The sequence below is a fragment of the Crossiella sp. CA-258035 genome, from assembly GCF_030064675.1.
Lineage (GTDB): Bacteria > Actinomycetota > Actinomycetes > Mycobacteriales > Pseudonocardiaceae > Crossiella.
This window is the reverse complement of the sequence record NZ_CP116413.1, coordinates 2,362,177-2,375,974: the sequence shown is the minus strand read 5'-3', so window position 1 is coordinate 2,375,974 and position 13,798 is coordinate 2,362,177. Positions and strand designations below refer to the sequence as shown.

The 13,798-nt window shown below is 74.3% G+C and carries 1 pseudogene; it reads right to left on the bottom strand.

Going from position 1 to position 13,798, the window contains the following annotated elements:
* Positions 1-26: 26 nt before the first annotated feature.
* Positions 27-13,790, bottom strand: a pseudogene (locus N8J89_RS11335) (type I polyketide synthase); the annotation flags it as partial.
* Between the last annotated feature and the right edge of the window lie 8 nt (positions 13,791-13,798).

The following is a 13,798-nucleotide window of genomic DNA, read 5'->3' as shown; positions in this document are numbered from 1 at the left end:
GCGGTCTCCAGCGCCTCGTCCGCGCGCTGTTCGTCACCGGGTGTCTCGTTCCATTTCGCCAGCACCGCCTGCAACCGGGCGGTGACCGTGGTGCGGGTGGCCTCGTCGGCGGGCAGCGCCTCCAGGGCGGCGGCCAGCCGGTCGAGCTCGGCGAGCACCGGCGCTGGTGCTCCTGCCGTCGCTCCCCCGCTCACGGGGGCCAGCTCCTCGTCCAGGTGCTGGGCGAGGGCCTTCGGCGACGGGTAGTCGAAGATCAGCGTGGCCGGCAGTCGCAGCCCGGAGGCGGCGTTGAGCCGGTTGCGCAGTTCGACCGCGGTCAGCGAGTCGAAGCCCAGTTCCAGGAAGCCCCTGGTGGCGTCGACCGCCTCGGCTGCGCTGTGTCCCAGCACGGCCGCCGTGTGGGTGCGCACCAGGTCCAGCAGCACCCGGCCGCGTTCGGCCGCCGGGGCGCCGGCCAGCCGGTCCCGCAACGACGGTCCCTGTTCGGCCGTGGCGGAAACGGCCTCCAGGGTCCGCCGAACCGGGGTCCGGACCAGACCGCGCAGCAGCGGCGGCGCCTCGCCCTGGAACACCGTGGTGTCCCAGCGCATCGGCACCACCGTCGCTGCGTCAACGGTGCGGGCCGCGTCGAAGAGAAGCAACCCCAGTTCCGAAGTCAGGGGGGTCACCCCTGTCCGGGCCATCCGCTGCTTGTCCGCCTCCGCGAGACCGGCGGCCATGCCGCCTTCGCCCCACGGTCCCCAGGCCAGCGAGACCCCGGGCTTGCCCTGTTCCCTGCGCTGCTGGGCGAGGGCGTCCAGGTAGGCGTTGGCGGCGGCGTAGCTGCTCTGCCCGGCCTGCCCGAGGGTGGCCGAGGCGGAGGAGAACAGCACCAGGTCGACCTCGGGGTCGAGCAGTTCGGCCAGGTGCCGGGCGGCCTCGACCTTGGGCCGCAGCACCGCGTCCACCCGCTCCGGGGTGAGCGCGGTCACCACGCCGTCGTCGAGCACCCCGGCGGTGTGGATCACCGCGGTGAGCGGGTGTGCCTCGATCAGCGCGGCCACCGCGTCCCGGTCGGCCACATCGCAGGCCACCACGTCCACCGTCGCACCGAGCCCGGTCAGCTCGTCCCGGAGCTCCGCCGCGCCAGGTGCGGCCAGGCCGCGGCGGCTGGCCAGCACCAGCCGGCGCACCCCGTGCTCGGCGACCACGTGCCGGGCCAGCAGCGAGCCGAGGCTGCCGCTGGCACCGGTGATCAGCACGGCTCGCTCGGCATCCCACTGCGGCGCAACGCCTGTGGTGACCGCCTTGGCCAGACGGGCGGCGAACAGCTTGCCGTTCTCGATCTTCAACCACGGCTCGTCCGCGTACAGCTCGGCCGACCCGTCGGTCTCGATCACCTGGAACCGCCCGGGGTTCTCCGACTCGGCCGAGCGCATCAGCCCGGCGGCGGCCGCTCCGGCGAGGTCTCCGGTCCGGGTGACGAGCACCATGCGCTCGTCCTCGGGCCGTTCGGCCAGCCAGTTCTGCACCAGGGCGAGGACCTCGTGCACGACCGGCCCGGTTTCCCCACTGGGGCAGGGCACCAGCGTGACCTCGCGGCCTCGCGCGCTGGCCTGCACCGGGATCCAGTCCAGCCGGAACAGGTCTTTCTGCGTGCGGGCGGCCTGGATCTGCTCCGCCGCAACGGGTCGCAGGGTCAGCGACTCGACCGTGACGACCGGGTTGCCCGCGGTGTCGGTGGCCTCGATGGTCACCGTCTCACGCCCGGCCGGGGTCACCTTGACCCGCAGCGCGGCCGCCCCGGACCCGTGCAGGGTCACGCCCGACCAGTTGAACGGCAGCCAGCCGCCCTCGGGCAGCACGCCGAGGCCCAGGCTGTGCAGCGCCGCGTCCAGCAGCGCCGGGTGCAGCCCGAACTTCCCGGCCGGGCCGGGCAGCGCGATCTCGGCGTACACGATGTCGCCGTCCCGCCAGGCCGCGCGCAGGCCCTGGAACACCGGCCCGTAGTCCAGTCCACGGGCGCTCATCGACGGGTAGAGCTGTTCCACCGCAACGCTTTCCCCGGCAGGCGGCCAGGTCAGCGCGGGTGGGGTGGCCGGGCCGGTGCCGAGCAGGCCGCTGGCGTGCCGGGTCCACTCGTCGTCCTCGTCCAGCCGGGAGTGCACGGTCAGCGACCGCTGGCCGGACTCCTCCGCGCCCACGGTCAGCTGCACCCGCACGCCGCCCTGTTCGGGCAGCACCAGCGGGGCCTCCAGGGTCAGGTCCACCAGCCGGTCGCAGCCGACCTGGTCACCGGCGGCGATGGCCAGTTCGACAAAGGCCGTGCCAGGCACCACGACCGAGCCGTGCACCACGTGGTCAGCCAGCCAGGGCTGGGCCCGCCGGGACAGCCGCCCGGTGAGCAGCACGCCGCCGGAGTCGGGCAGCGGGATGGCCGCGCCGAGCAGCGGGTGGTCCACATCGGACAGTCCGGCCGCGCTGACGTCGGCGGTGGCCGGGGCGTCCAGCCAGTACCGGCTGCGCTGGAACGGGTAGCTGGGCAGGTCGACGCGGGCGCCGCCCTTGCCGGTGAACACCGTGGCCCAGTCCGGGGAGTGGCCGTGCACGTGCGCGGTGGCCAGCGCGGTGTGCGCGGCGGCCAGTTCGGCCCGGTCCTTGCGCAGCAACGGAACCAGCACCGGCTCGGCCTCGGCCAGGCAGTCCTGGTCCATCGCGGAGAGCACCCCGTCCGGGCCCAGCTCGACGAACACGCCAACCCCGGCGTCGGCCAGCGCGCGCATGCCGTCCAGGAACCGCACCGCGTCCCGGACGTGCCGCACCCAGTACTCCGCGGTGGCCAGCTCGGCCCCGGCGAGCGCGCCGGTCACCGTGGACACCATCGGCAGCACCGGCTCGCGGTAGTCCAGCTCCTCCGCGACCGCCCGGAACTCGGCCAGCATCGGGGCCATCCGCGGCGAGTGGAAGGCGTGGCTGACGGTCAGCCGCCGCGTCTTGCGCCCTTGCGCGGCAAGGAGTTCGGCGACATCGGCCACTGCCTCCTCGTCGCCGGAAACGACCACCGCGGCCGGGCCGTTGACCGCGGCGATGCCGACCTGGTCCTCGCGACCGGCCAGCAGCGGCAGCACCTCGTCCTCACCGGCCTGCACCGCGACCATCGCGCCACCCGTGGGCAGCGCCTGCATCAACCGGCCGCGCGCGGCGACCAGCTTGGCCGCGTCCGCCAGGGAGAACACCCCGGCCACGTGCGCGGCGGCCAGCTCGCCGATGGAGTGCCCGGCCAGGAAGTCCGGTCGCAGGCCCCAGGACTCGACCAGCCGGAACAGCGCCACCTCCAGCGCGAACAGCACCGGCTGGGTGCAGCCGGTCTCGTTGATCAGCTCGCCGCCGTCGAAGGCGATCTCCAGCACCGGCCGGTCCAGGTGCTTGTCCAGCTCGGCGCAGGCGGTGTCGAAGGCTTCGGCGAAGACCGGGAACTCCCGGTACAGCTCAGCTCCGGCTCCCACCCGCTGAGCGCCCTGTCCGGTGAACAGGAAGGCCAGCTTGTCGTTGCGGTTGGTGCCGGTGACCAGCTCGGCGGCCAGGTCGCCGCGGGCCAGCGCGCGCAGGCCGTCCAGCTGGGCCTCACGATCGCCCAGCACGGCGGCCCGGTGCTCGAACACGCCCCGGCTGGCGGCCAGCGCCGCACCGAGGTCGGCCGAGCTGACACCGTCCACAAAGGACAGCAGTTGAGCGGCCGAGTCGGCCAGGGCCTGCGGGGTGCGGGCGGAGAGCAGCCAGGGCAGCTCGCCCTCGGAGGCGGGCACGGGTTCCTCGGCGGGGGCCTGTTCCAGGATGGTGTGCGCGTTGGTGCCGCTCACCCCGAAGCTGGACACGGCCGCCCGGCGGATGCCTTCCGGCCACGGCTGGGCCTCGGTGAGCAGCGAGACCGCACCGGCCGACCAGTCCACGTGCGGCGAGGGCTCGTCCACGTGCAGGGTCCTGGGCAGCACGCCGTTGCGCATCGCCATGACCATCTTGATGATCCCGGCCACGCCCGCGGCGGCCTGGGTGTGCCCGATGTTGGACTTCAGCGAACCCAGCCACAGCGGGGTTTCCCGCTCCTGGCCGTAGGTGGCCAGCACGGCCTGCGCCTCGATCGGGTCGCCGAGCCGGGTGCCGGTGCCGTGCGCCTCCACCACATCGACGTCCGAAGTGGACAGTCCAGCGTTGGCCAGCGCCTGCCGGATGACACGCTGCTGGGACGGCCCGTTGGGCGCGGTGAGGCCGTTGGACGCGCCGTCCTGGTTGATGGCACTGCCCTTGACCACCGCCAGGATGGGGTGGCCGTTGCGCTGGGCGTCGGAGAGGCGCTCGACCAGCAGCATGCCGACGCCCTCGGACCAGCCGGTGCCGTCGGCGGCCGCGGCGAACGGCTTGCAGCGTCCGTCCTCGGACAGCCCGCGCTGCCGGGAGAACTCCACGAACGCGGCCGGGCTGGACATCACGGTGACCCCGCCGGCCAGCGCCATCGTGCACTCGCCCTGCCGCAGTGACTGCGCGGCCAGGTGCAGCGCGACCAGCGAGGAGGAGCAGGCGGTGTCCACGGTGACCGCGGGACCTTCCAGGCCGAGCACGTAGGAGACCCGGCCGGAGGCGACCGCGGTGGCGCTGCCGGTGAGGAAGTAGCCCTCCGCGCCGGTGCCCGCGTTCACCAGGTCCGCGCCGTAGCCCTGGGCGGAGACGCCGACGAACACGCCGGTCTGCCCGCCGCGCAGCGAGGCCGGGTCGATGCCCGCGCGTTCGACCGCGGTCCAGGACGCCTCCAGCAGCAGGCGCTGCTGCGGGTCCATCGCGGTGGCCTCGCGCGGCGAGATGCCGAAGAAGGCCGCGTCGAAGTCGGTGGCGCCGTCGACGAACCCGCCGGAGTCGGTGGCGGACAGGCCGGGCCGTCCGCCGGTGCCCAGCAGTTGATCGAGGTCCCAGCCGCGGTCCTGCGGGAAGGTGCTGATCGCGTCCACCCCGCCGTCCACCAGGTGCCACAGCGCCTCCGGTGAGTCGACCCCGCCGGGGAAGCGGCAGGCCATGCCGACGATCGCGATCGCCTCATCGTCCACAGTGGACACAGTGGCGACCTGCTGGTCCGGGGTGTCCCCGGTGAGCTGGGCGTCCAGCTCGCGGGCCAGTGCGGCCGGGTTGGGGTGGTCGAAGACCAGGGTGGTGGGCAGGGTCAGGCCGGTGGCGGTGGCCAGCCGGTTGCGCAGCTCGACCGCGGTCAGCGAGTCGAAACCCAGCTCGCGGAAGGCGATCGCGGGTTCGACCGCCTCGGTGGTGGCGTGGCCGAGCACGGCGGCGACCTCGGTGCGCACCAGGTCCAGCAGTGCCCGCTCGCGGTCGGCCGCGGTACGCCCGGCGAAGGCGTCCACCGGGGTGTCCGCGACCACCTGTTCGGCCGCGAGCAGCAGCTTGACCTCGGGGATCTCGCTGATCAGCGGCCGTTCCCGCATCGCGGTGAAGCCGGGCGCGAACCGGGCCCAGTCCACCTCGGCCACGGTCACGGTGACGTCCTCGGCGTCCATCGCCTGCTGCAGCGCGGAGATCGCCAGCTCCGGGTCCAGCGCGGGCAGGCCGAGCCGCCGCAGCTGGTCGGCCGCCGAGCCGTCGGCGACCATGCCGCCGCCGTCCCACGGCCCCCAGGCCACCGCGGTGCCCGCCTTGCCGTCCGCGCGGCGGCGCTGCACCAGCGCGTCCAGGTAGGCGTTGGCCGCGGCGTAACCGCCCTGGCCGCCGCTGCCCCAGGTCCCGGCGATCGAGGAGAACACCACGAACGCGTCCAGGTCCCCGGTCAGCTCGTCCAGGTTGCGCGCGCCGTCGACCTTGGCGCGCAACACCTCGGCCAGCGCGGCCTGGTCGGTGTCCATCAGCGCGCGGAACTCCACCGCGCCCGCGGTGTGCACCACCGCGTCCACCGGCTGCCCGATGAGCAGCGCGGCCAGCGCCTCCCGGTCCGCGACGTCGCAGGCGGCCAGGGTGACCCGGGCACCGAGCGCGGTCAGCTCGTCCTGGAGTTCCGTCGCGCCAGGGGCTTCCGCGCCGCGGCGGCTGGTGAGCACCAGGTGCTCGGCCCCGTTCCCGGCCAGCCAGCGCGCGACCCGCGCACCGAGTCCGCCGGTGCCGCCGGTGACCAGCACGGTCCCAGTGGGCCGCCAGTTCCGGCGGCTCGCCGCGGGCGCGCGGTCCAGTCGTCGCACGTGCGTCCCGGAAGCGCGCACCGCGACCTGGTCCTCCGTGCCCGCGGCGAGCACACCGGCGATCCGCCCGAAGGCCCGCTCGTCCAGCCGCTCCGGCAGGTCCAGCAGACCGCCCCAGCGCTGCGGCAGCTCCAGGCCGACCACCCGGCCAAGACCCCACACCAGCGCCTGCTCCGGGCCACGCAGCGGGTCGGCCTTGGCCACCGACACCGCGCCCCGAGTGAGCAGCCACAGCGGCGCGTCGATCCCGGCGTCGCCGAGTGCCTGCGTCAGCGTCAGCGTCTCGGCCAGACCCAGCACCGCCAGCACGCCGTCCACTTCGGACAGTCGAGCGGCCAGCCCGGCCCGGTCCACGCCGGGCTCCAGCACCAGCTGCTCGATCCGCGCGCCCTGCCCGGCCAGCCCCTCGGCCAGCTCGGCCTCCGGCGCGGTGCTGACCAGCAGCCAGTTCCCGGACAGCTTCCCGGTGAGGGCCTTCGGCCGCCAGTTCACCCGGTACCGCCAGCCGTCCACAGTGGACTCGGTCTTGCGCCGCTGCCGCCAGGCGGCCAGCGCGGGCAGCACCTCGCGCAGCGGGGCGGCGTCCACGTCCAGCACCGAGGCCAGCTCGGTCAGCTCCGCCTTGTCCACCGCGGCCCAGAACTCGGCCTCCACGCGATCGGTCTCGCTGACCGCCACCGGCCCGGCCTCCAGCCAGAACCGCTCCCGCTGGAAGGCGTAGGTGGGCAGCTCGATCCGCCGCGCCCCAGACCCGGCGAAGTACCCGGCCCAGTCCACCGCGATCCCGCGCACGTGCGCCTCGGCCAGCGCACCGGCCACGGCCAGCGGCTCCGGCCGGTCCGCCCGGAGCGCGGGCACAAAAGCCGCCTCCGCCAGGCATTCCTGACCCATCCCGGACAGCACCCCGCCCGGTCCCAGCTCGATGAAGGTGCGCACGCCCTGTTCGCCGAGCGCCCGCACGCCGTCGGCGAAGCGCACCGCTTCCCGGACGTGCCGCACCCAGTACTCCGCGGTGCCCAGCTCAGCACCGGCGATCGCGCCGGTCACGTTGGACACCACCGGAATCTCTGCCTCGCCAAAGGACACGCCCTCGGCGACCGCCCGGAACTCCGCCAGCATCGGCTCCATCAGCACCGAGTGGAAGGCGTGGCTCACGGTCAGCCGCTTGCTCTTGCGCTCCCCGAGTCGCGCAACCACCTCGGTCACCGCGGCCTCCACGCCCGAGACGACCACGGAGGCCGGCCCGTTGACCGCGGCGATGTCCACCGCGAGACCGTCCAGCAGCGGCCGGACCTCCTCCTCGGTGGCCTGCACGGCCAGCATCGCGCCCCCGCTGGGCAGCGCCTGCATCAACCGGCCACGGGCGGCTACCAGCTTCGCCGCGTCCGCCAGCGACAGCACCCCGGCGACGTGCGCGGCGGCCAGCTCGCCGATGGAGTGCCCGGCCACGAAGTCCGGCCGCACACCCCAGCTCTCGAACAGCCGGAACAGCGCGACCTCGATGGCGAACAGCGCGGGCTGGGTGAACTCGGTCTGGTGCAGCTCCTCGGTGTCCAGGATCTCGCGCACCGGCTTGGCCAGGTGCCGGTCCAGCTCGTCGCACACCGCGTCGAAGGCCGCTGCGAACACCGGGAAGGCGGCCAGTTCCCGACCCATCCCCAGCCGCTGGGAACCCTGGCCGGAGAACAGGAACGCCACCTTGCCCGCCACCGGTGAGCCGAGCACCAGCCCGGCGGCCGAGCGGCCTTCGGCGAGCGCGTCCAGTGCGGTGGCCGGGTCCTCGGCGACGATCACGGCGCGGCGGTTGTGCGTGCCGCGGCTGCTGAGCAGCGAGTAGGCCAGGTCGAGCGGGTTCGCGGAGGCCAGGACCGGGCGCAGGGCGGCGGCCTGGGCGCGCAGGGCGGTCTCGCTGCGGGCGGAGATCGCGGTCGGCAGGACCGCGGGAGCGGTGCCGCCGACCGGAGTGGCCGCGCTGTCCGGGGCCTGCTCCAGGATCGTGTGCGCGTTGGTGCCGCTGATCCCGAAGGCCGACACCGCGGCCCGCCGCGGCCTGCCCACCTCCGGCCAAGCCACCTGCTCGCTCAGCAGCGACACCGCGCCCGCCGACCAGTCCACGTGCGGCGAGGGCTCGTCCACGTGCAGCGTCTTCGGGGCCACGCCGTGCCGCAGCGCGAGCACCATCTTGATCAGTCCGGCGATACCGGCCGCGGCCTGGGTGTGCCCGATGTTGGACTTCACCGAGCCGAGCAGCAGCGGGTGCGCCCGGTCCTGGCCGTAGGTGGCCAGCAGGGCCTGCGCCTCGATCGGGTCGCCCAGCTTGGTGCCGGTGCCGTGCGCCTCCACCACATCGACGTCCGAAGTGGACAGTCCGGCGTCGGCCAGCGCGGCCCGGATGACCCGCTGCTGGGCCGGGCCGTTGGGCGCGGTGAGGCCGTTGGACGCGCCGTCCTGGTTGACCGCGCTGCCGCGGATCACCGCGAGCACCGGGTGCCCGTTGCGCTGCGCGTCGGAAAGGCGCTCGACCAGGACCATGCCCACGCCCTCGCCCCAGCCGGTGCCGTCCGCGGCGGCCGCGAACGCCTTGCACCGGCCGTCGGGAGCCAGTCCTCGCTGGCGGGAGAACTCGACGAACACGCCGGGGGTGGACATCACCGTGACGCCACCCGCGAGTGCCATGCCGACATCGCCGCGGCGCAGCGCCTGCACCGCCCAGTGCAGGGCGACCAGCGAGGCCGAGCAGGCGGTGTCCACGGTGACCGCGGGGCCTTCCAGACCGAAGGTGTAGGAGATGCGGCCGGAGATCACGCTGGCCGCGTTGCCGGTGCCGAGGTAGCCCTCCACGCCCTCCGGCGCGGTGCTGAGCAGGCCGGCGTAGTCCTGGCCGTTGGTGCCGACGAACACCCCGGCCTTGCTGCCGCGCACCGAGGCCGGGTCGATGCCCGCGTGCTCGAATGCCTCCCAGGAGGTCTCCAGCAGCAGGCGCTGCTGCGGGTCCATGGCCAGCGCTTCGCGCGGGGAGATGCCGAAGAAGGCGGCGTCGAAGTCCGTTGCGGTGTCGAGGAAACCGCCTTCGCGGGCGTAGCTCTTGCCGGGGCGGTCGGGGTCCGGGTCGTACAGGTCCGGGTCCCAGCCCCGGTCCGTGGGCAGGTCGGTGAGCACGTCCGCGCCCTCGGTGAGCAGCCGCCAGTAGTCCTCGGGGCTCATCACGCCGCCGGGGAACCGGCAGGCCATGCCGACGATCGCGATCGGCTCATCGTCCACAGTGGACACCGTCACCGCGGCGGCCTCGGTGACCGCGCCGAGCAGCTCCTCCAGCAGGAAGTCGGTGAGCGCCAGCGGGGTCGGGTAGTCGAAGACCAGGGTGGTGGGCAGCGTCAGGCCGGTGGCCGTGGCCAGCCGGTTGCGCAGCTCGACCGCGGTCAGCGAGTCGAACCCGGCCTCTCGGAAGGCCTTCTCCGGTTCCACCGCCTCCGCCCCGGCGTGGCCGAGCACGGCGGCGACGCTGGTGCGGACCTGCTCCAACAGGAACCCGTGCCGCTGCGCGACCGGGAGCTTGCCGAGCTTGGCGGCCAGCGCGGAGTCCGCCTGCGGCGCGGCCGGGGCGGCCACGGCCTTGCGGCGGTGCAGCTCGGGGATGTCGCTGATCAGGCGGCTCGGGCGGGCCGCGGTGAAGGCCGGGCCGAACAGCTCCCAGTCCACGTCGACGATCGCGACCACGGTGTCATCCCGGTCCAGGACTCCTTGCAGGGCCTCGATCGCGGTGTCCGCGGCCATCGGCGGCAGTCCGGCACGGCGGAGTCGCTCGCCGATCGCGGCGTCCGCCATGCCGCCGTCGGCCCACGGTCCCCAGCCGATGGAGGTGGCGGGCTGGCCCTGGGCGCGGCGGTGTTCGGCGAGGGCCTCCAGGTAGGCGTTGGCGGCGGCGTAGTTGGCCTGGCCCGCGGTGCCGACCATGCCGGTGACCGAGGAGAACAGCACGAACGCGTCCAGCTCGCCGGTCAGCTCGTGCAGGTTGCGGGCCGCGTCCACCTTGGGGCGCAGCACGGTGTCCAGGCGGTCCGGGGTGAGGCTGCTGATCAGTCCGTCGTCGAGCACCCCGGCGGTGTGGATCACCGCGTTGACCGGGTGCTCGGCCAGCAGCGCGGCCACCGCCTCACGGTCGGCGGCGTCACAGGCGGCCAGGGTGACGGTGACGCCGAGGGCTGCCAGGTCGGCGGCCAGTTCGGTCGCGCCGGGGGCGTCCGCGCCGCGGCGGCTGGTGAGCACCAGGTGCTCGGCCCCGTTGCGGGCCAGCCAGCGGGCGACCCGCGCGCCGAGCGCGCCCGTGCCGCCGGTGACCAGCACGGTGCCGCGTGGCCGCCAGGACCGCCGCGGGGCAACGGAATCGGCGTGCGCGAACCGCCGGACGTAGCTGCCGGAGGGCCGCAGGGCGAGCTGGTCCTCGGCGCCGGTCAGGGCACCGGCCAGGCGGGACAGCGAGCGCTCGTCCAGCTCGGCGGGCAGGTCGATGAGCCCGCCCCAGCGTTCGGGATGTTCCAGCGCGGCAACCAGTCCGAGGCCCCAGACCTGGGCCTGCTCGGGGTTGGGCAGCTGCTCGCCGCCGACCGAGACCGCGCCCTGGGTGAGGCACCACAGCGGGGCCGGGCACCGCGCGTCACCGAGTCCGCGCACCAGCGCGAGGGCCTGGTGCACGTCGCCGACGGAGAGCACTCCGGCGAGGTCGAGGACCCCGGCGACGTTGACCGCACCGGCCGCGTCCGCGATCTCGCGCACCTCAGCGCCCGCCGCGGTGAGCGCCCCGACCAGCTCGGGCTGGGCCGCCCCGACCACCAGCCAGGTGCCGGTCAGCGAGGTGTCCACAGTGGACTTCGGCTGCCAGTTGATCCGGTAGCGCCAGCCGTCGGCGACCGAGCGGACCGGCGCCTTCGGGCTCAGCTCCAGCCAGAAGCGTTCCCGCTGGAAGGCATAGGTGGGCAGCTCGATCCGACGGCCGCCCTCGAACAGCGCGGTCCAGTCGACCCGGACACCCCTGGTGAACAACCGGCCCAGCGCGGTGACCGCGGCCGCCGCCTCCGGCCGGTCCTTGCGCAGCGCGGACAGGAAGGCCGCACCGGGCGCGGACTCCGGCCCCATCGCGGACAGCACGCCGTCCGGCCCCAGCTCCAGGAAGGTGGCCACCCCGGTCTCGGCCAGCGCGCGCACCCCGTCGGCGAAGCGCACCGCGCCCCGGACGTGCCGCACCCAGTACTCCGCGGTGCCCAGCTCCTCCCCCGCGACCGCGCCGGTCACGTTGGACACCACCGGAATCCGCGCGGGCGCGTAGCTCACGCTCTCCGCGACCGACCGGAACTCCGCCAGCATCCCGTCCATGTGCGGGGAGTGGAAGGCGTGCGAGACCCGCAGCCGCTTGACCTTGCGGCCCTTGACTTCCAGCCCCGCGGCGACCTCGCCGGCCGCGTCCTCGTCACCCGCGATCACCAGGGCGTTCGGCCCGTTGATCGCGGCGATGTCCACCGCCAGCCCGGCCAGCAGCGGCGCGACCTCCTCCTCGGTGGCCTGCACCGCGATCATCGCGCCACCACCGGGCAGCGCCTGCATCAACCGGCCCCGCGCTGCGACCAGCTTCGCCGCATCGGCCAGCGTCAGCACCCCGGCCACGTGTGCCGCGGCCAGCTCGCCGATGGAGTGCCCGGCCACGAAGTCCGGCCGCACACCCCAGGACTCGTACAACCGGAACAGCGCCACCTCGATCGCGAACAGCGCGGGCTGGGTGAACTCGGTCTGGTGCAGCTCCTCGGCATCCAGCACCGCGCGCAGCGGGCGGGCGAGGTGCTGGTCCAGTTCGGCGGCCACCGCGTCGAAGGCGGCGGCGAAGGCCGGGAAGGTCTCGACCAGCTCCCGGCCCATGGCCAGGCGCTGGGAACCCTGACCGGTGAACAGGACCGCCAGCTTGCCGGGGGTGACCGCGCCGGTGTGCACGCCGGGGGCGTCCAGGCCCTCAGCGAAGGCGGCGAGCGCGTCACGGGCCTCGGTGAGGCCGGTGGCGGCGAGCACGGCGCGGTGCTCGAAGGCGGGCCGGTTGGCCAGGGAGAAGCCGAGATCGAGCAGGGAGGCCGAGTCACCGTCCACAAAGGACACGAGCTGGGCGGCCTGGGCGCGGAGGGCTTCGGGGGTCTTGGCGGAGAGGGCGAGCGGCACAGTGGCCCCGCGGTCTTCCAGAACAGCCACCGGAGCTTCCATCGGAGGCGCGGCCTCGATGATGGTGTGCGCGTTGGTGCCGCTGATGCCGAACGAGGAGATCCCCGCCCGGTGCGGGTTCCCGGTCTCCGGCCAGGGCTGCGGCTCGGTGAGCAGCGCCACCGAACCGGCCGACCAGTCCACGTGCGGCGAGGGCTCGTCCACGTGCAGGGTCTTGGGCAGCACGCCGTGCCGCATCGCCATGACCATCTTGATCACGCCGCCGACCCCGGCCGCGGCCTGGGTGTGGCCGACGTTGGACTTGAAGGAGCCCAGCAGCAGTGGGTTCTCCCGCTCCTGGCCGTAGGTGGCCAGCAGGGCCTGCGCCTCGATCGGGTCGCCCAGCTTGGTGCCGGTGCCGTGCGCCTCCACCGCGTCCACTTCGGACGGCGTGAGCTGGGCGTCGGCGAGCGCGTCCCTGATCACCGCTTCCTGGGCCAGGCCGTTCGGTGCGGTGAGCCCGTTGGAGGCGCCGTCCTGGTTGACCGCGCTGCCGCGCACCACGGCCAGGATCGGGTGGCCGTTGCGCTGCGCGTCGGAAAGCCGCTCCAGCAACAGCATGCCGGCGCCCTCGGACCAGGAGGTGCCGTCCGCGGCGGCGGCGAAGGACTTGCAGCGGCCGTCGGGGGCCAGGCCGCGCTGGCGGGAGAACTCGACGAAGGAGTTGGGCGTGGACATGACCGCCGCGCCACCGGCCAGCGCCAGGGTGCACTCGCCCTTGCGCAGCGACTGCACGGCCAGGTGCAGTGCCACCAGCGAGGAGGAGCACGCCGTGTCCACGGTGACCGCGGGGCCTTCCAGCCCGAAGGTGTAGGCGACCCGGCCGGAGACCACGCTGCCCAGGTTGCCGGTCAGCAGGTAGCCGGAGACCTCGGCCGGCGCCTCCTCCGGGCGGTTGGCGTAGTCGTGGTACATCAGGCCCGCGTACACACCGGTCTTGGTGCCGCGCAACGACTCCGGGTCGATGCCCGCCCGCTCGAAGGCCTCCCAGGAGGTCTCCAGCAGCAGCCGCTGCTGGGGGTCCATGGCCAGCGCCTCACGCGGGGAGATGCCGAAGAAGCCGGGGTCGAACTCGGCGGCCTCGTGCAGGAACCCGCTCTCCCGCACGTACACGCTGTCCGGGCGCTCGCCGGTGGGGTCGTAGAGGGCGTCCAGGTCCCAGCCGCGGTCGGCCGGGAACGGGGAGATGCCGTCACGGCCGCCCGCCACCATGTCCCACAGCTGTTCCGGGGTGGCCACGCCGCCGGGGAAGCGGCAGCTCATCGCGACGATCGCGATCGGCTCGTGCTCCTGCGCTTCGATCTCCTGGAGCCGGGCCCTGGTGCGGTGCAGGTCGGCGGTGACGCGCTTGA